Source organism: Pyxidicoccus trucidator (assembly GCF_010894435.1).
In the GTDB taxonomy this organism is placed as follows: Bacteria; Myxococcota; Myxococcia; order Myxococcales; family Myxococcaceae; genus Myxococcus; species Myxococcus trucidator.
This window is the reverse complement of sequence record NZ_JAAIXZ010000023.1, coordinates 157,271-181,091: the sequence shown is the minus strand read 5'-3', so window position 1 is coordinate 181,091 and position 23,821 is coordinate 157,271. Positions and strand designations below refer to the sequence as shown.

The following is a 23,821-nucleotide window of genomic DNA, read 5'->3' as shown; positions in this document are numbered from 1 at the left end:
GCGGAGCCTCACACAACCGATTCCGGCGCAGCCTTCTTCAGTCAACCAGGCATCGTCGGCCGGTGGCACCGGCCGACGGCCCGACGTCGGAGGCCATTCCTTTTCATCACCCTGCTGGGTTACCACCGGCCCGGCGCTGCCGAGCTGGACGTCCGACGTGTGTCGTTCTCTCCCCCGGCTGGAGGGCATTCAGGAGACGTGTATGCGAACGAAGCGAAGTCGTGCCCTGCTGCTGGGGGTGTCCCTGCTGATGGCGGGATGCGCTTCGCTGACGCCAGCGTCCGGCCAGGGGGGAGACCTGAGTGGCATGCCGCGCAGTGCCAAGGGGCCTGCGTTGACGCGCCCCCCTCGCGATGAGCGTCCGGCGTCAGGGGCTCCTCGCCGTCTTCCATCGAACGGTCCGCGGTTCGGGAACGGCTGTTGCGTCGCCAGGGGCCACGCGACGATACGACGGAGGCAGGAGCTGCTGGGGGTGGGAGTCGGCGCGCCGCACTGGCCCGGCAAGCGGTCCTTGATGTCGTTGACGACGTGGAGGACTCCACGGGCAGCGTCGCCGACGCGCTCTCCAAGCTGGCGGCCCGCCCACCGGGCCTGGGCAATCGGGGCTTGAGCGGAGTCAACGGTGCCTTCACCCGCTACCTCGACCATGGCACCCACCAACTGCCCTGGCTTCATGGCGCGCTCGGCAGCGCCACCACGGTGGCCGAGGCGGCCTCGGGAGTCGCTGACCCAGACATGGAGCTGGGCATCCTTCGGATGACGGGCCCCCGGCTCCAGGCGGCCATGTTCGGCGGCATGCTGCTGGCCGCATGGCTCGACTTCCTCCAGCTCACTGACGTCGTGCTCCGAGAGTGCCCCGCCTACAGCGTCGAGACGCTGGTCATGGACATGAGCCGCGTGCAGCGGCTGATGGAGCCCGCCCTGGTGGCGCTCGCGTCACAAGACCCGGAGAGGGTCGAGGCAGCGGCCACCGCGATGCCCGGGTTGATGGGCCAGCTCACCCGCGAGTTCGGCTCCATCCGTGACGGCGCACGCACGGCCATGGAGAAGAGAGGCAAGCTCATGGCGGCGATGCAGCTCGTGGAGATGCTCACCCTGGTCTCGACGCTGAGGATGTCGCTGCCCCGGTTGCCGCCAGCAGCTCCCGCCACCGTCGGCGTGGGCCTGGTCATGGGCTCTGGCGGAGTGATGGCGGGCTCGCGGATTGTCGTCTCCGCCGGGTGGGTGGAGATGATTCGCCGGCTCGTGAAGGCGGGTGTCATCTCGATGCCCGTCGTCAGTGCCGCCGTCCGCATCCACGGTGGCCAGGTGCTGATGGCGCAGGCGCACGGGGACTTGCCGCAAGGCGTGCGTGATGCTCTGGGCGACGGGCCCGAGGTTCGCGGCATGCACGAAACAGGCAGAGCTGGGGCGGGCATGTCCGAGCATCCGCAGCACCACGTTCTGCCGCGCGAGCACCGCGAGTGGTTCGAAAAGCGCGGCTTTACCGGAGACATGGACATCGACAAGTTCTGCGTCAGGTTGGAGCTGGCGCACCATCAGGCGATTCATGGTGGGGGTGACTGGCGTCTGGGACGCATGTGGCCCAACGAATGGAACCGGATGCTCATGCGCGTGCTGAGCAATGCCGAGAGAGAGGCTGGCCGGATGTTGACGCGGAACGACGTCCTGAACATCGTTGCGGACCGTATGAAGCGCTACGACATCCCGATGAACTTTACTGCCTGGAGAGGACGATGACCGACGGACGTTCCTGGCAGGGAGATTGGAGGGTCCGGTTGTACGAGCGGGTCCGCGAGCGAGGGTACACGTCGCTCACCGCATTTGCCGATGCGCGCCCCGCCGTCTCGCTAAATCTGCTGGCTGAGGAGCTAGGCAAGGATGATGTCGCGGGCGTGCAGGTGTTGAGCGGGTTGCTCATCGAAGCGGAGCGGCGCAAGCAGGTCACACGCTTTGTTCGCGATGTGCTCGTGCGCGAGCTGTCCGAGAACCTCCCGAGCGGCTGGCCCGCTATCATGGACGACAAGGCTCGTTTCCAGGTCGCCAAGGCGCTCGGCTGCTGGTCCGGCGATATACCCGAGTCCTATCAGGAGAGCGCCGATCAGGTCATGGCAGCGCTCCGCTCCACGCCGCCGCCGCCCGGCTGGCGTCCGCTCGGCCCCGACGACGAGCTGTTGCGCACGCTCCTCCCCGACGAGGAATCCTGACCGGCAACGGCGGCCTGCTTGCTGGCAGCGCGGGGAACTGGACAGGCAGGTGGCAGGGAGGCGCGTACACCAACCTCCCCGGCTCCGAGAAGGGCCCGGCTCAGCTCGCGACGGCGGCCGCTTCGCTGCGCAGCGTGAAGAAGGCCACCTCGGGCTCGGCGCCCCGGCGCAGGTACGGCCCGCCGAAGCCGAAGCCCAGCCCGCGATTCACGTAGAGCTGGTTGCCATTCACGCGGTAGTGGCCGCTGATGTACGGCTGGCCCGCGCGGCGGAAGATGGCCTCTGTAAGGCCGCGCACCACGAACTGGCCGCCGTGCGTGTGCCCGGAGAACTGCACCAGCCCGGCGTGCGCCGGCAGCTTCTCCACCGTCGGCGGCGCGTGCGTCAGCACCAGCCGCGTGCCGCCCTCGGGCGCGCCGCGGAAGGTCGTCTCCACGTCGTCCCGGCCGGTGCGTCCGTCGTCGATGCCCAGCACCGTCACCGGCGCGCCCTTCACGTGCACCTGACGGTGCTCGTTCTGCAGCACCGTGTAGCCCAGCCGCTCGAAGCCCTCGCGGATGTAGGGCCCGTTCACCCAGTGGTCATGGTTGCCCAGCACCACGAAGACGGGCCCCTGCAACCCCGCCAGCAGCTCGCGCACGCGCGGCAGCGGCTTGGGGCTGTGCGTCACGTAGTCGCCCGTGAGGAAGACCAGGTCCGGCTGCCCCTCGTTGACGGCCTCCACCGCGCGGCGGATGCGGATGGCCGAGGTCGCCTGCCCCACGTGCACGTCGGAGAGCTGGGCGATGCGCAGCCCGTCGTGCTCGGCATGCATGTGCGGCACGAAGAGGACGTTCTCCGAGAGGGAGAAGTGGTCCCTCCAGCGCAGCCTCCGCTCCTCGCGGAACGGATCCGCTCCACTCCGGGCCACCAGCTCGTTCCGTCCTCCGTTGCGAGGCTCCCGCCAGGTGGGAGCGGCCGAGGAGGCGAGGGAAGAGGTGCGGCGGGCGAGGCGTCTCAGGCGCATTCGGTTCGGTTCCTCCGTGCCGGGGGCTGCATGAGGGGCTCCATTCTACGGAGCCGACGGGGGTGGGTTGAAGCAGGTGCCCCACGTACGCCTGCCCTCCATGCGGCCGGCGGTTGGGGTGACGTGGAAACGCCCGCGATTTCAGGAAGATTCCTGCCCGGACTCGGGCATCCTTCCACCATTGGACACACGGCCGGGGGGCGCGCGGTGACGGCATCGGGCGGGGTTGCTACACACGCGGGGACGATGACCCCGAGGATCGGGTCGGCCCAGGACATGGGACCGGACGTGACTACGCCAGTTGGAGGAGGAGGAGGCGGACGCCAGCGTCCCCTCGAGGACCTGCGTCCCGTGACGCTCGCCGAGCTCATGTCCACCGTGCCGCTGGGCATGGCCATCATCGACCCCGAGCTGCGCTACGTGGAGGTCAGCGAGGCCATGGCCGCCATGAACGGCCTGCCCCGCGAGGCCCACCTCGGCCGCCCCATGGCGGAGGTGCTGCGGGGCGACCCCGCCGGCGCCGACGTGCTGCGCCGCGTCCGCCGCGTGCTGGAGACGGGCGAGCCCCTGGAGGGTGTGGAAATCATCCACAGAGACCACGGGGGCGGCGTGGAGCGCACCCGCGTGTACCGCGCCAGCTACCACCCGGTGCGCCGCGACGGCGTCGTGGTCGCCGCGAGCATCTACGTGGAGGACATGACGGAGCGCCGCCGCGTGGAGGCGCAGCGCGACGCCGGCGCCGCGCGCGAGCGGGCCGTGCGCGAGCAGGCGCTGCGCGAGACGCAGGAGGCCGTGCGCGCGCGCGACGAGTTCCTCAGCGTGGCCGCGCACGAGCTGCGCACGCCCCTCACCAGCATGCGGCTGCACCTGCAGCTGTTGCAGCGCCAGGCGAGCACCGCGCAGCCGGAGCTGTCCGCGCAGATGGCCCCCCGCACGCAGGTGCTGGAGCGGCAGCTGTCGCGGCTGGGCAGCCTGGTGAACACGCTGCTGGACGTGTCGCGGCTGGCCGCGGGCAAGCTGAGCCTGGAGCCGCGCGAGCTGGACCTGGCCCAGCTGGTGCGGCAGATGGCGGACGCCTTCGCCGAGGAGTTCAGCCGCGCGGGCAGCACGCTGTCGCTCCACGTGGACGGGCCGCTGCTGGGCTCGTGGGACCCGCTGCGCGTGGAGCAGGTGCTCGTCAACCTGCTGTCCAACGCGGCCAAGTATGGCGCGGGCCGGCCGGTGGAGGTGTCCCTGGCGGGCGAGGGCCACACGGCGGTGCTCGCCGTGAAGGACCACGGCATCGGCATCTCCGAGGACGGCATGGCGCGCCTGTTCGGCAAGTTCGAGCGCGCCGTCTCCGAGCGCCACTACGGCGGGCTGGGCCTGGGGCTCTACATCACCCGGCAAATCGTCGAGGCCATGGGCGGCAGCATCACCGTGCGCTCGGCGCAGGGGCAGGGCTCCACCTTCATCCTCCGGCTGCCCACCCAGCCCCAGCCGCCCATGAAGGTGCGCGCCGCGCGGTAGCCGCCCCGGAAACGCCCGAGAGGGGCGCCACCCGCGAGTGGTCGCCCCTCCCGAGGACTGCTCGAGGTGTCCGTGCGGCTCAGTACCCGCGCAGCACGTACAGCCGGCCGTCGGAGAGGACGTACAGCGCCCCGGGAGTCACCGTCGGGTCATAGACGAGCTGCGAGATGTTCGAGCCGCGCACGCCCTGGACCTTCTCCAGCGTCTTGTCCGGCTTCAGGCGCCACAGGCCGTTGTCCTCGGTGCCGATGAAGAGCGAGCCGTCCTCGGAGGCAGCCAAGGAGGCGATGTTCCGGGTGCCCAGGCCCTCGATGGGCGCGTACGCCTCGTCGCGGAGCTTCAGCGGGCTGGGCGTGACGACCTTCGTCTTCATCTGCCAGAGGCCATCGCCCAGGCTGCCCACGTAGTAGAGGCCGTCCTTCGTCTGCTGGAAGCCGCGCCACCGGTTCTTGGGCGCATCGTCGTAGCGCTCGTCGTCGGGGCCGGGGTTGACCGGGTCCACGAAGATGTTGAGGGCGTAGATGGCCGGGTCCTCGTTCGCGGGCATGTCGTCCTTGCGGCCCTCCGCGTCCCACCACTTCAGCCCGGCGTTGGGCGGGATGATGCCCACCTTCCAGTCGTTGGCGATGAGCAGGTGGCCGTCCTGGGAGATGCCCAGCCCGTACGTGTAGCCCGCGCGCTGCGACTTGCTCACATTCCCGTCCGGCTTCCGGGTCAGCTTCCACCAGGCCGGGTGACGGTGGCTGTTGTACGTGTAGTCGCGGATGCGCGTCACACCATGGTTGGTGCCGACGTAGATTTCACCCGCGTACGGGCCCTTCATCACCCGGACGCAGGAGAAGACGGAGCGGTCCTCGTCGTAGTGGTAGTCGTTGGTGTTCTGGATGCCGAGCGGCGTGCTGCCGGTGATGCGGCTGCTGCCCGCGGACTCGGAGATGTGGACCTTCAGCTCCACGTCGTTGCCGGCCCCGTTGAGCCGCACCACGTCGACGTCGCCCTGCAGGTAGTACTGGAACCGGCGCGCGCTGTACGAGTAGCACTCGGGCGCGTTCTGGTACGGGTAGTAGCACTGCCCGGGACTGACGATGTAGTTGGTGTGGAGGTCGGGGTACTCCGCGTCCGGCGCCAGGTCGAACGACTCGTAGCCCACGTAGGCCTCGCCGGCCTTGCCGCCGCAGATGACGCTGGAGGCGGTGGCCAGCTTGTCCGTGCCGAAGCCCAGCCGCGCCTGGCCGATGGGCTTCGTCGTCCAGACGAGCTGCTTCGTGTCCGCGCGCAGCACGCCGATGCTCGCGCCGTCCAGCACCCAGATGTTGTGCGCGGCGTCCACGCCCACCGACTGCACCCGGCGGATGCCGTACCTGCCCGAGTAGTCCGTCACCGCGTCCGTGGGCCACGGGCCCTCGGTGGGCTGCGGGTCCGTGGTGCCGCCGTCGGTGCCAGCATCCGTCCCGCCGTCGGTGCCGGCATCCGTGCCGGCATCCGTGTCCGTGCCCGCGTCCGTGCCGGCATCCGTGTCGGTGCCCGCGTCCGTGCCGGCATCCGCGTCCGTGCCCGCATCGGTGCCGGCATCCGTGCCCGCATCGAACTCGGGGCGGTTGTCGATGTCGTCCCCCGGCGGCGGAGTCGGCACCGTGTCACCCGAGGAGCCACCGCACGCCCACGCCGTCACCACCACCACCCCGATACACGCGCCCAGCAGTCGTCGAATCACCGAATCCTCCCTGGGCCGCCGCAAAGCAAGCGGCGTACCGCGCCCGGCGCGCCCGCCCGCCCCAGGGAGCCGCCCACGGAGGGAAAAGTTGTTCCCACGCTGGTGCTTCCGGAGGCACGGCATGGGCGGAAGAAACGACCGGGCCCGCCTCCCTGGTGGGAAGCGGGCCCGATGCGACAGCGCTCGTCAGGAGTGCGAGCTCGGAGCTACTTCAGCTCCTCGTTGACCTCGTCCTTCGTCTCCTTGGCCTTCTGCTCGGTCTTGTCGGCGGCCTTCTGCGCGTCCTCCTGCAGCTCCTGGGTGCCGGAGCCGCCCGTGGCCGGGTCCTTCTTCTCCGCCTTCTTGGGGTCCTTCTTCACGGGCTTGGGGCTGGTGGCGCGCAGCTCCAGGGCGACAATCTCCTGGCCCTCGAGCTGGAACTTGGCGCGCACCGAGGCGCCCTCGGGAATCTGGTCCGTCTTCGCCACCTTCTTGCCGTCCAGCATCAGCACCGTCTTGTCACGGATGTCCAGGTCCGCGTCGGGCAGGCCCGGCCGGGCGATGCTCACGCCGTCCGCCGTGGCATCCTTCACGGTGCCCTTCAGGCTCATGGCGTGCTCCATCTTGAAGGTGCCCTCGTCCTCCGTCTGGACGCCGACCACGTCCTTGGCGGTATTGCCAATGGCGGGGCCCACCTCGGTGGCGTCGACGCCGGTGTCGAGCCGCTTGTCGACCTCGGGCCCGGGTACCTGCTGCTTGGACGGCTGTTCGGTCTTGGGGGCCTGCGCGAAAGCGGCGGTCCCGATGCACAGGGCCAGCGTGGCGATGAGCTTCTTCATGTCCCTCTCCCTTCGGTCAGTTGTCTGACTTCTGGGAGCAAGGGTGGGGAGGCTCTCTTCCCACGCCAACCTGCTCTGCCCCGCGCCCAGCCCTCCCGACTGGAGGGCAGGCAGGCGGGAGTGGCGGGGCTTACGCGGCCTGACTGAGGCGCTTCACGGCGGACAGCAGCTCGGACAAGTCCAGCGGCTTGCGCAGCCAGCCGGCCACGTTCAGCCCCTCGGCCGCGCTCCGCACGTCCAGGTCCGCGCTGGCCACCAGGACGGGGATTTCGGAGAGCGTCGAGTCATGGCGCAGCGCCTCCCGGAAGGCGAAGCCGTCCATCCTCGGCATCATCAGGTCGAGGAGGATGAGCTGCGGCGGACTCTCCACCTGGCGGAGCTGCGCGAGTGCCTCCAGCCCGTCAGCGGCGAGCAGGACGGAATAGCCCTCCAGCTCGAAGACGTCCTGGAGCGCGTCCCGGATGTCCAGGTCGTCATCGACCACCAGCAGTGTCTGAAGCGGTTGCACCCAGGCCTCCGGCGGGCTCGGGGGAACAAAGCCCGCTCCCCACCGCGACCTAGATGCGTCCGCCCCCACCGTGACGGAAGCGGCCGGGCGGAAACGGGGACCTGGAGTGCTCAGCAGCCGACACGGGGACGGCCGCTCCCCTCTGGGAGACCCCTCTCCAAGAAGGGGGGCTCCCCGGCTCGGGGTTCCGTGCAGCGCCCCTGTAGCGGGTGGATCATCCAGCTGGCGGGGATGTACGGCTAATCGCGCAATTCAGTTGTAATCACGTGGAGGGGGCATGAGCATGGCTGATGGCTGCCTGCCCACCGGGCGGGCGGCTTCACCCGTCACAGGAGTCCCCCATGCGTATCTCCCCCACCGGCGTCCAGAGGAAGCTGCTTGGCTCGCTGTTGTGTGCCCTCTCCGTCGCGGCCTGCGGTCCGGCCCCGGAAGGCACTCCCGCCGGTGACTCGCCCACGGGCACGGAGCAGCAGCCCGTCGTCTACGGCACCGACAACCGCACGGACGTGTACGCGCACACGAACGCCACCCTGCGCGCCCGCGCCCAGCAGTCCACGGTGGCGCTGATGAACCCGTCGGACTACACGGTGAACGCCTCCACCGGCGTCGTCACCTTCAACGCGTCCACGCTGCAGAGCGCCTACAACCTGTGCAGCACCGAGCGCTTCCTGAGCGACCTGACGCCGGCCTTCTGCTCGGGCACGCTCATCGACGATGACCTGGTGCTCACCGCCGGCCACTGCATCACCAGCGCCTCGGCCTGCACCAGCACGCGCTTCGTCTTCAACTTCTACCGCACGGGCGCCACCACCATGCAGCCGGTGACGTCGGCGGACATCTTCTCCTGCCAGTCCATCGTCGCGCGCCAGCAGTCCACGGTGAACGGGCGCAACCTGGACTACGCCATCGTCCGGTTGGACCGCGCGGCCACCCCGCGCTTCACGCCGGCCCCCGTGCGCACGGCCACCACCGCGCTGGCCGTGGGCGCCAACGTGACGGTGATTGGCTCGGGCAGCGGCATCCCCTTCAAGATTGACGCGGGCGGCTCGGTGCGTGACGCGCGCGCCAGCACGCTGGACTACTTCGTCGCCAGCACGGACACCTTCGGCGGCAACTCCGGCTCGGGCGTGTACGAGATGAGCGGCTACACGGTGGCCGGCATCCTGGTGCGCGGCGAGACGGACTACAGGTCCAACGGGAGCTGCTCCATCGTCAACGTGTGCACCGAGTCGGGCTGCCGTGGCGAGGACATCACCTACGTCCGCCCCGCCGTGGAGGCGTACTGCGGCGTGGCCACCAGCACCCGGCTGTGCGCCGGCTTCCCGCCGCCCCCGACGAGCATCAAGTTCACGTTCACCGCCACCAACACCAACAGCGCGCAGCAGAACACCACCAACCACAACGTGACGCTGACGGCCGGGCAGAAGCTGTCCTTCGGCACCTGCACGGTGGCCGGCTCCGCCGGCACGGGTGACACCTGGCTGCGCCTCTACAACTCCGCGGGCACGCAGGTGGCCTCCAACGACGACTCCTGCGGCGTGCTGTCGTACGCGCAGTTCACCGCCACCACGGCGGGCACGTACCAGATTCGCGCGGGCTGCTACTCCAGCAACTCGTGCAGCGGCACGGTGGCCTACACCGTCCAGTAGCAGGCTCCGTCGGCACGGGCGGTGAGGCCACCGCCCCTGCCGGCACGTGGGACTGACCTTGCTTCACCTGGAGGGGGCGGGAAGTGCCGTCCTCGCCTCCGGACAGGCGTGCGGGACATGGCTCGCCCGCGCCTCACCCCAAGGGGTGCTGCAAGGCCCCGCCCGCAGGCCGGGCAGAGGGGCCGCCGGAAGGGGGGTGCCGTCACCCGCCGCCTGGCGGGCCGCCCGCATCCCTCCCGCACGTGCCCTCGGACGTGTCGCTGCCGGACCTTGCGTGCGGGCCCGCCTCCTCATGAAGGGGAGGGGCGGGCCACGCCGTCAGTCACACCGGTCGCACAGGCCGCGAAGCTGCACCTCCACCGCACGCTGGGACACCGCGCGCGGCACGCCCTTGGACGAGGCGATGCGGACCGACTCCTCCGGCAGGCAGGCCACCGTGCCGCAGTCCGTGCAGGTGAAGTGCGGGTGGCTGCTGCCATGCTCCTCGCCCGGGCGCTTCAGCTCGAAGCGCCAGACGTGGTCCCCTAGGTCCGCCCGGACGACCAGCCCGGCCTCGGTCAGGTCGGTCAGGTTCCGGTAGATGGTGACCCGGTCATACCCCTCGTCTCCGAGCGCATCCACCAGGTCGGCATGGCTCATCGGCGCGGAGGCGTTCTCCAGCTCCCGAAGCACCGCCACGCGGGGCGCGGTGCTGCGCAGGCCCGCGGCACGGATGCGGTCCTGGAACTCGGTGAGCTTCGGCTGCGCGGCAAGTCTCTTGGCTCCCATGATGTCCTTTCGAATAACGCAACTGCCCTGCATTTTCACCCGTGTCGCGACTGCCACCGTGCGGGTCTGTCCCGACTCCCCCGGGCATGGCTGCGGACGAGCGCTCGCGAGTCAGATGCAACTGTTTTACACCAGAACTTCTGTTGCCCTGGTAGACGAGTGGACCCCGAGTCGACGGTTACCCGGGTGGGTTGCGTCGCCCCCGTCCCCTCTGCCCGGGGCTTTTAGATGCAACTCGGAGGCTCCCGGGGGAGTGACCCCGTAGGTTCCCCGGCGGCCACGAGCCTGGCCTTGCATGGACGCCTGGCGCGGGGGAACCCACGCTGTCCGTGTTGACGGGGATACTGCTGTCGCCACGGATGCATCCGTCATGCAGGTGCGTTGTCTGGAGGTCCGGGGCTCGCTGAAGGCCCAGGCTGCCCGGACCCCGAACGGGACGAGCGTTCGGCCGGTTTGCACCGGCGAACACTTCCCTCAGGACTGCTTGACTCAGGTCCTCTGGTGCCCAGACTGCGCCTTTTCCTTCATCCAGGGTGGACGCCCACCCTTCCTGCCCGCTCTTCCTGTCGACCGTCGTGATGAAGCCCACCGTCCTGCTCGTCGAAGAACCCAGCCCTGTGCGTGAGCTCCAGGTGCTGGCGTTGGAGAGCCAGGGGTGGCAGGTGACGGCCCTGGCGGACCTCCATGCCTCCATCACCCTGTTGCACGTGGAGCCGGCGCACGTGCTGGTGGTGGCCGCCGGCCTGCTGGTGGCGGGCGCGGTGGAGCTGGCGTCGCTGGAGCGGGCCCTGAAGCTGGCCGGCACGACGCTGCGGGTCATGGCCTTTCCCGCCGAGCAGGAGGGGCTGCACCAGCTCGGGCTGCCGGGGGCCGGCTTCCTCGACCGGCCGCTCTCCCTGGGCCCCCTGGTGGAGGGCGTGCGGCAGGCGTTTCCCCCGCATGTGCTCGAGGCGGCGCCGTCGCGAGGGCTCACGGTGCTGGTGGCGGACGACGACCCGGTGTCCCGCAAGCTGCTCCAGCTCCAGCTGATGCCGCTGCGCTTCGAGCTCGTCATGGCCTCGGACGGCCTGTCGGCGCTGGAGCTGGCGAGGCGCCGGGGGCCGGACGTGGTGCTGGCGGACGCGCTGATGCCGGGGATGGATGGCTTCCGGCTGTGCCTGGCGCTGCGGCAGGACCCGCGGCTGGCCCGGGTGCCCGTCATCCTCACGCACACCGTGGTGCCGGACGAGCTGGACCTGCGCATGGCGCACAACGTGGGGGCCAACGGCTTCTTGCGGCGCACCCAGGAAGGCGACGAGCTGGTGGGCGTCCTGCTGCGCGAGCTGCGGACCGCCGCGCCGACGCACGCGGTGCCGCCCATGGACCTGGGCACCGAGGACCACCTGTACCGGATGGTGCGGCAGCTGGAGCGCCGGGTGGGGCTGCTGGAGCAGGCCGAGCACACCGCGCGCGAGAGCGAGGCGCGCCTCCGCCTGGTGGTGAACGGCTCGTACGATGGCATCTGGGACTGGGACTTGCGCCGCCGGACGCTCTACTGGAGCCCGCGCCTGCTGGAGATGCTGGGGCTGGCGCCCGAGGACTTCGGGGGGACCTACGAGGCCTTCATGGCGCTGCTGCACCCGGAGGACCGGCCGGACGTCATGGCCGCCCTGTCCGCCCACCTGGAGCGGGGCGCGCCCTACGACGTCTCCTTCCGGCTGAGGCATGTCACCGGGGGCTACCGCTCGTGTGTGAGCCGGGGCCGGGCGCTCCATGACTCGCAGGGCCGGCCGGTGCGCATGGCGGGCATCATCGGCGACGTGACGGAGCAGCTGCGCATGTACCGCGAGACGCAGGAGGCGGTACGCGCGCGCGACGAGTTCCTCAGCGTGGCCGCGCACGAGCTGCGCACGCCGCTGGCGGCGTTGCGGCTGCGCGTGCAGGGGGCCCAGAGCGTGCTGCGCGCGGGCGTGGCGTCCGCGCCCGAGCGGCTGGAGCGGGCGCTGGACTCGGCGGACCGGCAGGTGCAGCGGCTGGCGGAGCTGGTGGAGTCGCTGCTGGACGTGTCGCAGCTCCAGGGGAGCGCGCCGCGGCTGCGCCTGGAAGAGGTGGACCTGGCGTCGGTGGTGCGCGAGGTGGTGTCGCGCTCCGAGGAGGCGGCCGCGCGCGTGGGCTGCCAGCTCGTCGTGAGCCCGCTGGAGCCCACGCCGGGCCGCTTCGACGCGGCCCGGCTGTCCCAGGTGGTGACGCACCTGCTGTCCAACGCGATGAAGTTCGGGCCCGGCAAGCCGGTGGAGGTGGCGCTGGAGTCCGAGCGGGACATGGCGACGCTGGTGGTGACGGACCACGGCATCGGCATTGCCCCCGGGCGGGTGGACGGCCTGTTCCGCCGCTTCGAGCGCGCGGTGCCGGTGCGCCACTATGGCGGGCTGGGGCTGGGGCTGTACCGCCTGCGCCGAATCGTCGAGGCGCATGGCGGCGAGGTGTCGGTGAACAGCACGCCCGGCGAGGGCTCTACCTTCCGCATCCGCCTGCCCCGCGCGGGCCCGCCCTCCGCCCGGGCATGAGGGGCAGCGAGCGTGGCCAGGGCGCGGTGGGGCCGGCGCATGGCGCGTCCCTCGCGCCGGAGCCAGCCGGCCTGCCCCCCGACCGGGCAGGTACCCACGGACGGCTCGGTGGACCGCACGTCCGGAGCGGACCGGGTGCTACATCCCGTCCGGGTTGCAGGTGCTCCCCGCGTACGATTGTCAGCCACTGGGCGCTGCGAAAGCCGTATGTACGGCGTTCACTTTCATCTTCACGGAATCGCTCTAGGGTCGGCGGCCGTTGCCAGGGGAAGCCATGCCAGAGGTGCTCGTCGTCGATGACAGCAAGGTGATGCGCGACATGGTCGTCGCCTGTCTGCGTCCCTATCCCGGGCTCACCTTCACGCATGCCTCGAGCGGGTTGGAGGCCATCGAGCGGCTGTCGCTGCAGCCGTATGATTTGCTCGTCCTGGACCTCAACATGCCGGACATCGGCGGCATCGAGGTGGTGGAGTTCGTCCGCGGCCAGGACCGGCTGCGCAACCTGCCCATCATCATCGTCACCACGCGTGGGGACGAGGCGTCGCGGACCCGCGCGCTGGCGGTGGGCGCCAACCGCTTCATGACCAAGCCCTTCACCCCGGATGCCATCCTGACGGAAGCCCGGGGCCTGCTGGAAGAGAAGCGCGGGTGACGGCCTCGGTGGACCTGGCGGACTTCCTGCCAGCGTACCTGGCGGAAGCGGAGGAGCTGCTCGGCGCGGCCCAGCGGCACCTGCTCGCCGTGGAGGCCAGCGTGCGCCGGGGGCTGGCGCACCCGCGCGCCGTGCGCGAGCTGTTCCGCGCGCTCCACACCATCAAGGGCCTGTCCGCCATGGTGGACGTGGAGTCCATCGTCTCCATCGCCCACTGGATGGAGACGTCCCTGCGCCACGCGGACCGCGCCGGGGGACGCCTGCCCGAGGCCAGCGTGGAGCCCCTGATGGAGGGGCTGCGCGAAATTGAGCACCGCGTGCGGCAGCTCGCCTCGGGCAAGCCGGCCACGCCCGTGCCCGCGGGACTGCTGGAGCGGCTGGAGGCGCTGGAGGCCGCCGCCCTGGGGACGGGCCCCGCGAAGCCCGCGCCCGTCACCCTGGAGCTGGACGCGACGCTCGCCGCGCGCCTGTCCGCAGCGGAGCGCGAGCAGCTCACCGCCGGAGTTGCTTCCGGACGGCGCGCGGTGCGGCTGGACTTCGTCCCGGGCGCCGAGCGCGCCGCCAGCGGCATCACCATCAACAGCGTGCGCGAGCACGTGGCGAAGCTGGGCGAGACAGTGAAGGTGCTGCCCCTGTCCGGCCCCGCCGCCGGGGGGGGCTCGCTCACCTTCGCGCTGCTGCTGCTCACCGACGCGCCGGACGCCGCGCTGCTGGAGGCCGCCGGGGGCCCGCCCGCCTCGGTGCGCTCGCTGGTCTCCGAGCAGGCGCCTGCGCCGGCAGGCGCACCGGCCATGCCCTCCGAGCCGGAGCTGGAGTCGGTGGCGGCGCGGATGGAGGACGAGCCCGAGGAGCAGCGCCGGGGCGGCGGCACGCTGCGGGTGGAGGTGTCCCGCCTGGACGAGGCGCTGGAGCGGCTGGCGGCGCTGGTCGTCAACCGCTCGCGACTCACCCGCGCGGTGGCGGAGCTGACGGCCGCCGGGGCCCCCACGCGCGAGCTCACCACCATCCTCCAGGAGAACGGCCGCCAGCTGCGCGACATGCGGGCCGCCATCATCCGCCTGCGCATGGTGAAGGTGGCGGACGTGCTGGAGCGGCTGCCGCTGCTGGTGCGCGGCCTGCGCCGCAGCACCGGCAAGGCGGTGCGGCTGGAGCTGGAGGTGGGCGACGCGGAGCTGGACAAGGCGGTGGCGGACCGGCTGCTGCCCGCGCTGGTGCACCTGGTGCGCAACGCGGTGGACCATGCCCTGGAGTCCCCGGAGGAGCGCCTCGCCGTCGGCAAGCCCGAGGAGGGCGTGGTGCGGCTGGCCTGCCACGGCGGCGCCAGCGGGCTGCTCGAGCTGAGCGTCACCGACGACGGGCGCGGCGTGGATGCCACGGCCGTGGCCGCGAGAGCGGGCGTGCCCGTCCCCTCGACGGCGGACGGGCTGCTGGACGTGCTCTGCCGCCCCGGCTTCTCCACCCGTGACGCCGCCAACGCGACGAGCGGCCGGGGCATGGGCATGGACATCGTCCGCCGCATCGCCGTGGACCAGCTCGGCGGCGAGCTGCGGCTGGAGACGCGCCTGGGCGTGGGCACCACCTTCCACCTGCGCGTGCCCCTCACCATTACACTGCTGGACGCGCTCGTCTTCGAGTGCGCCGGCCTGCGCTACGCGGTGGCGGTGGGCTCGGTGGAGGAGCTCATCGACGTAGACGTGGCCCGGCTGGTGCGGCCCGCGGGCGCCTCCGGCGTGACGTTGGTGGAGCGGCGGGGCAGCGCGGTGCCGCTGCTGGCGCTGGAGCGGCTGCTGGAGCGGGGACGCCCGGAGGGAAGGAGTGGGGCGGGCGCCAAGGCGCTCATCGTGCGCCAGCGCGGTGAGCCGGTGGCCTTCGCGGTGGACCGGCTGCTCGGGCAGCAGGAAATCGTCCTGCGCCCGCTGGAGGACCCGCTGGTGCGCGTGTCTGGAGTCGTGGGGGCCACGGACCTGGGAGACGGCCAGCCCACGCTGGTGTTGGACCTGGCGGCGCTCGGCGCCGCGCGAGGCGGGGCCGTCAGACGCCCGGAGCCCAGGCAGGGAAGGGAGCGCGCGCCATGAGCGTGCTGCACGTGGTGTTCAAGGTGGATGGGGCCGAGTACGCGCTGCCCGCGTCGGACGTGTTGCAGATGGAGAGCTACACGGGCGCAACGCCGGTGCCGGGGGCTCCGTCCCATGTGGCCGGGCTGGTGCAGGTGCGCGGCCGGGTCATCCCCGTGGTGGACGCGCGGGCGCGCTTCGGGCTGCCGCCCGGGCAGCGCTCGCTGGACACCCGGGTGGTGGTGGGCCAGCTCGGCAACCGGATTGTGGGATTGCTAGTGGATAGCGCCCGCGAGGTCCTGAAGCTGGACCCCGCGCAGGTGAAGCCGCCTCCTCCGTTGGTCGTGGAGGGAGCGCGCGGGTTCGTGAAGGCCGTGGCCCAGGTGGGGCCCCGGCTGGTGATGCTCATTGATTTCCCCCGGGTCATCGGGGAGGAGACGCCGAATGGCGACGGACAGCGGTAACACGGCGGTGGCGCTGGAGGACGCGCGCAACCTGGCCGAGGGGGCTTCGCGCAGCGTGCAGGAGAGCGCCGGCCTGGTGCAGGCGGTGGAGGCCCTGGCGACACGGCTGGCGTCCAGCGGCAACGAGCAGGCCGCGGGCTCCGAGCAGGTGCGCGCCGCGATTGAGTCCGTCGCCGCCCACGTGGAGGAGACGGGCCTGTCGGTGCACGAGCTGGTGCGCGCCCAGCGCACGGTGAGCGACTCCGCGCGCGGTCTGCAGCAGGAGGCCGAGGCCACCGCGGGCGCCCTGCAGGAGGTGAATGCCTCCGTGTCCGGCGTGCGCAAGGACGCAGCGCACCTGGCCGCGTCGTCGGACGCCACCGCCGGCACGCTGGAGCAGGTGACGCGCTCGGTGAAGGGCGTGAGCGCCGGCGCGGAGGAGCTGGCCGCCTCCAGCGAGGAGCTGCTGGCCTCCATGACGGAGATGAACGCCACCGTCGCGGACCTCGTCAGCCGCAACCAGTCCAGCGCCGCCGCCACCGAGCAGGTGGCCGCCACCGCCGAGGAGATGGCCAAGGGCATCACCCGCCTGTCCACGGACTCGCAGGCGGTGGGCGAGCGCGTGGCGCAGGTGTCCAACGCCGTGGTGGGCATCGGCCGCGTGCTGGGAGAGGTGGCCCGCGACGCCACCGCCATGGCCTCCGGCGTGGAGGAGACGGCCTCCACCTCCGAGGAGCTGGCGCGCAGCGTGCGCGGCGTGGCCGAGCATGCCCGCACGCTGGAGACGCACGCCGCCTCCACCGCGTCCACCGTGGAGGAGGTGGCCGCCAGCGTGGAGGAGGTGGCCGCCACCGCGGAGAAGAACGCAGCCGTGGTGGACGCCAACGCGGCGACGATTGAGCAGCTGGCCCGCTCCGCCCAGGCCGTGGCCAAGGCCGCCGAGCAGATCAACTCCCAGGCCGCCAGCAGCGCCACCGCCTCCACGCAGCTGGAGACGTCCACGCGCCGGGTGGCGCAGATGACGGAGGAGGCCCGCGCCACCGCCGAGCGCGTGGGCACCACCGCGCGCGAGGGCGGCGCCACGGTGACGCGCTCCATCGCCGGCTTCACGCGCATCCGCCAGTCCATCGTCGAGTCCTCCGGCGTCATGAAGGAGATGGGCAAGCGCGCCGAGGAGATTGGCGACATCGTCCAGACCATCAACCTCATCGCGGACCGCACCAACCTCCTGTCCCTCAACGCCAGCATCGAGGCGGCGCGCGCGGGCGAGCACGGCCGCGGCTTCGCGGTGGTGGCGGAGGAGATTCGCGCCCTGGCGGACCGCGCGGCGGCGGCCAGCGCGGACGTGGCGAAAATCGTCCGCGGCCTGCAGACGACGGCGCGCGAGGCGGCCACCGCCACCGGGGAGGGCGTGCGCGCGGCGGACGAGAGCGCGGCGCTGGCGGGCGACGCGGAGCGGGCGCTGACCACCATCCTCAAGGGCGTGGAGGACCTGGGGCAGAACGTTCGCGAGGTGTCGCGCGCGTCCGGCGAGCAGGTACAGGCGGTGCAGTCCCTCGCCCTGGCCACCGCGAAGGTGAGCGAGCAGGGGCGCGCCATGACCACCGCCGCGGCGGAGCAGGCGCAGGCGGCGCAGTCGCTGTCGCAGAGCGGCACGGAGATGCGGCGCATGGCGCGCCAGACGACGCAGGCCACGGCGGACCAGGCGCGCGCGCTGCGCGACGCGGTGCGCTCCAACGGCCAGCTGGCCGAGGTGGCCCAGAAGGTGTCCCGCGCGGTGCAGGAGCAGGCCGCGGCGGCGGCGGACCTGGCCAAGGGCTCCGCGCAGATGCGCCAGCTGGTGCAGACGGTGAGCGTGGCCGTGGGGGCGCAGAGCAAGGACGTGGGCGCGGTGGGCGGGCTCGCGCAGGAGGCGGCGACCGCCACCCAGCGCACCCTGCTGGGGCTGGCCGAGCAGGCCAAGGCCGCCACGGAGGTGACGCGGGCCATGGAGGAGACGCGCAAGCAGGTGGCCCAGTCCTCGCGTGGCATGGCGGAGCAGGCCCGCGCCCTCAAGCAGGGCGAGGTGGCCAGCCGTCAGGTGGCGAAGCTGGCGGCGGACGTGACGCGTGCCACCGACGAGCAGGCGCAGGCGCTCACCTCGCTGGTGAAGGGCGCGGATGAGGTGCGGCGCGTGGCGAAGGGGACCTCCCGCGCGCTGGACGAGCAGACGGAGGCGCTGGCCGCCCTCACCGGCTCCGCCAGCCGCCAGGCCACCAGCGTGGCGGCCATGGCGCGCGCCAGCACCGAGTCCACCACGGTGACGGAGGGGCTGGCGAAGAGCGTGGAGGAGATGCGCTCCCGCGCCCGGGAAATCGTGACCACCACCGCGCAGCAGACGCGCGCGGCGTCCGCCACCGCCGCCGAGGTGCGCGAGGTGGCCGGACGGCTGGCCCAGCTCACGCGCCTCCAGGGCGAGCAGGCGGAGAACCTTGCACGGCTGAGCGGTGCGCTCGGCGGTGCGCGCAACACCGAAGTGGGGACCTCCCGGTCCCGGGAGCAGCAGGCGTGACGGTTTCGTCCTCGGCACATCCCCATCCGCTCACCCTGTCGGCGGACGACCGCGCCCAGGTGGACGCGGTGGAGCAGCTCGCCCGCCGCGGCTCCGCCAGCCTGGAGTTGCTGGTGGCGGGACTGGACGCCCCGAGCTGGGCGGTGCGCCGCGCCGTGGTGGGCGCCCTGGCGCGGCTGGGCACGCCGGCCGTGCCGCCGCTGCGCGACGTGCTGAGCCACCGCCGCGACAGCGAGGCGCGCCTGGCCGCCGCCGTGGAGGCGCTGGTGGCTTCCTCGGGCGACGTGGAGGCCGCGCTGGAGCCGCTCGCGGAGGACCCGAACCCGGCCGTCGTCTGCGACATCGCCCAGGTGCTGGGCCGCCGCCGCAGCCGCCGCTCGGTGCCGCTGCTGGCCCAGCTCACCGTCCACCCGGACGACAACGTGGCCGTGGCGTCGATTGAAGCGCTGGGCCGCGTGGGTGGCGGGGCCGCGGTGGACGCGCTGCTGGCGGCGCTGGGCAGCGGCAACTTCTTCCGCATCTTCCCCGCCATCGACGTGCTGGGGCGGTGCGGGGACCCCATCGTCGTGCCGGCGCTGCTGGGCCTCTTGTCGGACCCCTTCTACGCGCTGGAGGCGACGCGCGCCCTGGGCCGCACCGGCCAGGAGGCGGCGGTGCCCGCGCTGGTGGGGCTCTTGCGCCGGGGCAATGACGCGCTGGTGCGCGGGGCCGCGGTGGCGCTGGTGGACATCCACGAGGCGCAGGTGCAGCGCTTCGGCGGCGCGCGCGCCGTGCAGGCCGCGCTGCGGGGAGACGCGGAGGGCGCGGTGCTGGGCCGCCGGCTGTCCCAGGCCATTACCGGCGCGGACTCGGCGGAGAAGGCCGCTCTCTCCCGGCTGCTCGGCTGGGTGGGCGGGCAGGACGCCGCGGGCGGCCTGCTGAAGCTGCTGGACGGGCCGGACCCGGCGGTGGCGCGCGCGGCGGCCAGCGCCCTGGCGGACCTGGGCTCGGACGCGGACTCCCAGATTCTGCAGGCGCTGCGCGACGGCGACAGCGCCCGCCGCCGCGTGCTGCTGCCGCTGGTGGGGCGCAGGGCGGCGTCGGTGCCGGACGTCATGGTGTGCCTGGAGGACAGGGACGCGACGGTGCGCGCGCTGGCGGCGGACACGCTGTCACGCATTGGCGACCCGGCCGCGGTGCCGGCCCTCTTCGCGCGGCTGGTGGACGAGGACCCGCGCGTGGTGCAGTCCACCGTGGGTGCCATCCAGTCGCTGGGCAGCGAGGGGACGGAGACGCTGGCCCTGCAGGCGGCGCGCTCTCCGGACGCGCGCCTGCGCCGCGCGGCGCTGCGCATCATCGCCTACTTCGGCTACCCGCGCGGGTTGGACGTGCTGCTCCAGGCCATGCGAGATCCGGACGAGCGGCTGCGCGACGCGGCGATTTTCGGCCTGCCCTTCATCGAGGACCCGCGCGCGGTGGACGCGCTGCTGTCCGCCGCCGCCCACGAGTCCGAGCGCACGCGCGCCGCCGCCATGCGCGCCCTGGGGCAGACGGAGAAGGAGGCGCGCATCACCTCCACGCTGCTGGGCGGCCTCAACGATAGAGACCCCTGGGTGCGCTACTACGCGTGCCAGTCGCTGGGGAAGCTCAACGAGGAGGCCGCCGCGGACGCGATTGTCGCGCTGGCGGACGACGACGCGGGCCAGGTGCGCGTGGCGGTGGTGGACGCGCTGGCGCACATGCACACGGAAGGGGCCATGTCGGCGCTGCGGCGCGCGGCGTCCAGCGGGGACGCGGACGTGCGCCGCGCGGCGCTGCTGGGCCTGGGCGTGGCCCGCCGCCCGGACGCGCTGCCGGTGCTGCTGGAGGCGGTGGCCTCCGAGGACGCGGCCACGCGCCTCGTCGCCCTGTCCGCGGTGGCCGAGTACGACGCGCCGGAGACGCTGCCCGCGCTGCTGCGCGCCGCCAGCGACCGGGACGACAGCGTGCGCAGCGCGGCGGTGGGCTTCCTCGCCACGCGCGCCGGGGTGCCCGCCACGCAGTCGCTGGTGACGCTGCTGGGGGACATGACGCTGCGCGAGCGGGTGGTGAGCGCGCTGGCGCTGCCCATGGAGGGCCGGCTGCCCGGGCTGCTCACCGCGCTGGAGGTGGCCGACGAGCTGACGGCCCCGCTGCTGGTGGCGGCGCTGGCCCGCATGCGCCGGGCGGACGCGCGCGCCGCGCTCCTGCAGGCGCTGGTGTCCGCCAGCCCCGCCGGCCGCCGCGCCGCGGCCCCGGCCGTGGCGGCGCTGGGCACGGTGGAGGCCCGCGAGGCGCTGGAGCATGCCTCCACGCACGACGAGGACGCCGACGTGCGGCGGGCCTGTCTGCTGGCGCTCGGGCGGTAGCGAGGAACCATGTCCTCGCTGCCCATGTCTCCGCAGGTGTTCGCCATCCTCGCCGCGCTGATTGAGCAGCGCGCGGGGCTGCACTACGGCCCGGAGGACCGGGACCTGCTGGCGGACAAGGTGGCCGCGCGCGCCCTGGACGCGGGCTTCGACTCGCTGCTCGACTACTACTACTTCCTCCGTTACGACCCGGCGGGCCCCGAGGCGCTGGACTCGCTGGTGGACTCGCTGCTGGTGCACGAGACGTACTTCTTCCGGGAGCCGCTGCCGGTGTCGGTGCTGGTGACGGACGTGCTGGTGCCCGCGGTGCGGGCCGGCCGGCGGCCCCGCGTGTGGTGCGCGGCGTGCTCCACCGGCGAGGAGCCCCTCACGCTGGCGATGATGCTGGCGGACCAGGGCATCCTGGCCGACGTGGAGCTGGTGGCCAGTGACTTGAGCCCCCGCGCGCTGGAGCGGGCCCGCACCGGGGAGCACAACCTGCGCTCGCTGCGCGCGCTGCCCCCGGGCGTGGAGGGGCGCTGGATGGAGGTGCGCGAGGGGCGCCCGCACGTGAAGCCGGAGCTGGTGGCCGCGGTGGACTGGCGCCGCGTCAACCTGGTGGACGCGGCGGCAGTGGCCGCGCTCGGCGCCTTCGACGCCATCCTCTGCCGCAACGTCCTCATCTACTTCCGGGACGACACCGCGCGGCGGGTGGTGGAGCTGCTCACCCGCGCGCTGGTGCCCGGCGGGCAGCTGCTGGTGGGCACCTCCGAGTCGCTGATGCGCTTCGGCACCGCGCTGAGCTGCGAGGAGCGGCGCGGCGCCTTCTTCTACACGAAAGCTGAATCATGACGGCGCCCTCTCCCATCCGCGTGCTGGTGGTGGACGACTCGGCCTTCGCGCGGAAGGTGCTGCGCCAGGTGCTGTCCAACGCGGAGGGCCTGGAGGTGGTGGGCACCGCGCGCGACGGCCTGGACGCGTTGGAGAAGGTGGCCGAGCTGGCCCCGCACGTGCTCACCCTGGACCTGGTGATGCCGGGGCTGGACGGGCTGGGGGTGCTGCGCGCGCTGGCCTCCATGCCTGGCGCGCCGCGCGCGGTGGTGGTGAGCAGCGCGGGCGAGGAGAGCGAGCTGGCGGTGTCCGCCCTCCAGGCTGGCGCGGTGGAGCTGGTGAACAAGCCCACCGCGCTCGCCACGGACCGGCTCTACGAGCTGGGGGGAGCGCTGGTGGAGGCGGTGCGCACGGCGGCGCGCGCGGTGCCGCACCCGGCTCCGGACGTTCCGGTCGCCGCCGGTGTCCCGGGCCCCGTGAGCGGGCTCACGCCGGGCCGGAAGCTGGTGGTGGTGGGCACCTCCACCGGCGGGCCGCAGGCCCTGACGCGGCTGCTGTCGGCGCTGCCCGCGGACTTTCCCGCGCCGCTGGCGCTCGCGCTGCACATCCCCATCGGTTACACGCAGGCGGTGGCGAAGCGCCTCAACGCCCAGTGCGCGCTGGAGGTGCTAGAGGCGGAGGACGGCGTGGAGCTGCGGCCGGGGCGCGTGGTGCTGGCGCGCGCGGGGCAGCACCTCAAGGTGGAGCGGCACGGCACGGTGGGCCTGGCCCGGCTGGACAGGCACCCGCTGCAGATGCCCCACCACCCCTCGGTGGACGTCCTCTTCCAGAGCGCGGCGCGCGTCTGGGGGGCGGACACGGTGGGCGTGGTGCTCACCGGCATGGGCGAGGATGGCAAGGCCGGCGCGCAGGCCATCCGCGACGCGGGCGGCACCGTCCTCACGGAGACCGAGGCCTCCTGCGTGGTGTACGGCATGCCGCGCGCCGTGGACGAGGCGGGGCTGGCCACCGCCACCGCGCCCCTGGAGGACATGGTGCCGCTGTTGCTGCACCACCTCGCCTGAGTCCCGGGCCTGGGTGGGCTCGCGACGCCTGGGTGCCTACATGCCGGGCGTTCAGTCAACCCCTCTCCAAACCAGCCAGGATGTTTTGGCGGGTGGACAGCGGCTGGGGCAGTATCCGCCGCATGCTCCGTTACGCTGCCGACCGCCGGACCTTGCTCTGGTGCCTGGCCATGCCCGTGGTGGCCCTTTCGATGTACGCGGCCCCCGAGCTGATTCCGTTTCTCTGCCCGGTATCCTGCTACCTGGCGCTGTCCGCGGGCGTCATCGCGCACAACCACAACCACAGCCCCACCTTCCGCAACCGGAAGCTGAACGAGGCGATGGGCATGTGGCTGTCGCTCTTCTACGGCTACCCCACGTTCGTGTGGATTCCCACGCACAACCTCAACCACCACAAGTTCGTGAACAAGGCGGGCGACGCGACGATTACGTGGCGCTACTCCAAGAAGCACAACTTCCTGGTGGCCTTCACCTTCCCGTTCGCCTCCACGTACTGGCAGCAGGAGCCGACCAAGGCCTTCATCGAGAAGGCCAAGGAGCGCAACCGCCCGCTGTTCCGGCAGATTGTCCTCCAGTACATCATCTGGGGCGGCACGCACGCGGCGCTGCTCGGGCTGGCCATGGCGCTGCACGGCGTGGGCGGCGGCGCCCGCATCTGGGCCTTCGCCTTCCTGATTCCGGCGTTCTTCTCGCTGTGGACCATCATGTTCTTCAACTACATCCAGCACGTCCACACGGACCCCTGGAGCGAGCACAACCACAGCCGCAGCTTCACCGGCCGCCTCATCAACTTCTTCCTCTTCAACAACGGCCTCCACACCGCGCACCACGAGATGCCCGGCCAGCACTGGAGCCTGCTGCCCGAGGCCCACGCGAAGGTGGCCGCCGACATCCACCCGGACCTCAAGCCCGTCAGCTTCTTCGGCTGGTGCTTCCGCTCCTACGTGCTGGCGCCCGTCCTCCCCAGCTTCGGCACGAAGCAGGTGGGCCGCGCCCCGTATGACCCGCCCACCGGTGAGAAGGTGAACGTCGCCTTCGGCGACGAGTTGCAGGCCGTCGACTCGGGCATCAACGTCGCCCGCGTCTGAGCCACCGGGGGAGGTGGGAAGGTTGCCCGCCTGACCCCCAGGCCGCCGCTGTGTCGTGTATTCCCCAT

General features: G+C 72.3%; 18 protein-coding genes. 13 read left to right on the top strand and 5 right to left on the bottom strand.

Going from position 1 to position 23,821, the window contains the following annotated elements; genetic code table 11:
* Window positions 1-528: 528 nt before the first annotated feature.
* Window positions 529-1,740 (top strand): TIGR02269 family lipoprotein, encoded by a 1,212-nt coding sequence (locus G4D85_RS42170; protein WP_240359823.1) that lies wholly within the window; start codon window positions 529-531, stop codon window positions 1,738-1,740.
* Window positions 1,737-2,207, top strand: a complete 471-nt coding sequence (locus G4D85_RS42165; protein WP_164019925.1) for an NUDIX hydrolase — start codon at window positions 1,737-1,739, stop codon at window positions 2,205-2,207. The genes G4D85_RS42170 and G4D85_RS42165 overlap by 4 nt, the downstream gene beginning before the upstream one ends.
* 100 nt (window positions 2,208-2,307) lie before the next feature.
* On the opposite strand, the gene G4D85_RS42160 is transcribed toward G4D85_RS42165, so the two are convergent.
* The gene (locus G4D85_RS42160) at window positions 2,308-3,213 is read right to left on the bottom strand and encodes a metallophosphoesterase (RefSeq protein WP_164019924.1); all 906 of its coding nucleotides are present in this window, start codon (window positions 3,211-3,213) and stop codon (window positions 2,308-2,310) included.
* A gap of 351 nt (window positions 3,214-3,564) precedes the next feature.
* On the opposite strand from G4D85_RS42160, the gene G4D85_RS42155 reads away from it, so the two are divergent.
* The gene (locus tag G4D85_RS42155) at window positions 3,565-4,722 is read left to right on the top strand and encodes a sensor histidine kinase (protein WP_164019923.1); all 1,158 of its coding nucleotides are present in this window, start codon (window positions 3,565-3,567) and stop codon (window positions 4,720-4,722) included.
* 79 nt (window positions 4,723-4,801) lie between these two features.
* Here the strand turns inward: G4D85_RS42155 and G4D85_RS42150 are convergent, their stop codons facing one another.
* From G4D85_RS42150 to G4D85_RS42140, 3 genes are all read right to left on the bottom strand, one after another.
* Window positions 4,802-6,436: a ligand-binding sensor domain-containing protein gene (locus G4D85_RS42150; RefSeq protein WP_240359822.1), complete on the bottom strand. Its 1,635-nt coding sequence runs from the start codon at window positions 6,434-6,436 to the stop codon at window positions 4,802-4,804.
* Between the two features lie 206 nt (window positions 6,437-6,642).
* A complete protein-coding gene (locus tag G4D85_RS42145; protein WP_240359821.1) occupies window positions 6,643-7,254 on the bottom strand; it encodes a hypothetical protein in 612 nt (203 codons plus the stop codon).
* A gap of 130 nt (window positions 7,255-7,384) precedes the next feature.
* Complete coding sequence (locus tag G4D85_RS42140) at window positions 7,385-7,762, bottom strand: response regulator (RefSeq protein WP_164019922.1); 378 nt, start codon at window positions 7,760-7,762, stop codon at window positions 7,385-7,387.
* A 341-nt stretch (window positions 7,763-8,103) separates the two neighbouring features.
* Here G4D85_RS42140 and G4D85_RS42135 point away from each other — a divergent pair, with 341 nt between their 5' ends.
* Window positions 8,104-9,411: a serine protease gene (locus G4D85_RS42135; protein ID WP_164019921.1), complete on the top strand. Its 1,308-nt coding sequence runs from the start codon at window positions 8,104-8,106 to the stop codon at window positions 9,409-9,411.
* 318 nt (window positions 9,412-9,729) lie between these two features.
* Here the strand turns inward: G4D85_RS42135 and G4D85_RS42130 are convergent, their stop codons facing one another.
* Complete coding sequence (locus tag G4D85_RS42130) at window positions 9,730-10,179, bottom strand: Fur family transcriptional regulator (protein WP_164019920.1); 450 nt, start codon at window positions 10,177-10,179, stop codon at window positions 9,730-9,732.
* Between the two features lie 578 nt (window positions 10,180-10,757).
* On the opposite strand from G4D85_RS42130, the gene G4D85_RS42125 reads away from it, so the two are divergent.
* From G4D85_RS42125 to G4D85_RS42085, 9 genes are all read left to right on the top strand, one after another.
* Complete coding sequence (locus G4D85_RS42125; RefSeq protein WP_205525943.1) at window positions 10,758-12,725, top strand: sensor histidine kinase; 1,968 nt, start codon at window positions 10,758-10,760, stop codon at window positions 12,723-12,725.
* Between the two features lie 274 nt (window positions 12,726-12,999).
* Complete coding sequence (locus G4D85_RS42120) at window positions 13,000-13,377, top strand: response regulator (RefSeq protein ID WP_164019919.1); 378 nt, start codon at window positions 13,000-13,002, stop codon at window positions 13,375-13,377.
* Window positions 13,374-15,452: a chemotaxis protein CheA gene (locus G4D85_RS42115; RefSeq protein WP_164019918.1), complete on the top strand. Its 2,079-nt coding sequence runs from the start codon at window positions 13,374-13,376 to the stop codon at window positions 15,450-15,452. The genes G4D85_RS42120 and G4D85_RS42115 overlap by 4 nt, the downstream gene beginning before the upstream one ends.
* Window positions 15,449-15,895, top strand: coding sequence for a chemotaxis protein CheW (locus G4D85_RS42110; RefSeq protein ID WP_164019917.1), 447 nt, complete (start codon window positions 15,449-15,451; stop codon window positions 15,893-15,895). Before G4D85_RS42115 ends, G4D85_RS42110 begins: the two co-directional genes overlap by 4 nt.
* On the top strand, window positions 15,876-18,425 hold the full coding sequence (locus tag G4D85_RS42105; RefSeq protein ID WP_164019916.1) for a methyl-accepting chemotaxis protein: 2,550 nt from the start codon (window positions 15,876-15,878) through the stop codon (window positions 18,423-18,425). Before G4D85_RS42110 ends, G4D85_RS42105 begins: the two co-directional genes overlap by 20 nt.
* The gene (locus G4D85_RS42100; RefSeq protein WP_164019915.1) at window positions 18,422-20,791 is read left to right on the top strand and encodes a HEAT repeat domain-containing protein; all 2,370 of its coding nucleotides are present in this window, start codon (window positions 18,422-18,424) and stop codon (window positions 20,789-20,791) included. Before G4D85_RS42105 ends, G4D85_RS42100 begins: the two co-directional genes overlap by 4 nt.
* A 9-nt stretch (window positions 20,792-20,800) precedes the next feature.
* Entirely contained in the window at window positions 20,801-21,622 is an 822-nt protein-coding gene (locus G4D85_RS42095) for a CheR family methyltransferase (RefSeq protein WP_164019914.1), read from the top strand.
* Window positions 21,619-22,665, top strand: coding sequence for a chemotaxis-specific protein-glutamate methyltransferase CheB (gene cheB / locus G4D85_RS42090; protein WP_164019913.1), 1,047 nt, complete (start codon window positions 21,619-21,621; stop codon window positions 22,663-22,665). The genes G4D85_RS42095 and cheB overlap by 4 nt, the downstream gene beginning before the upstream one ends.
* A 122-nt stretch (window positions 22,666-22,787) precedes the next feature.
* Complete coding sequence (locus G4D85_RS42085) at window positions 22,788-23,753, top strand: fatty acid desaturase family protein (RefSeq protein WP_205525942.1); 966 nt, start codon at window positions 22,788-22,790, stop codon at window positions 23,751-23,753.
* Window positions 23,754-23,821: the final 68 nt, after the last annotated feature.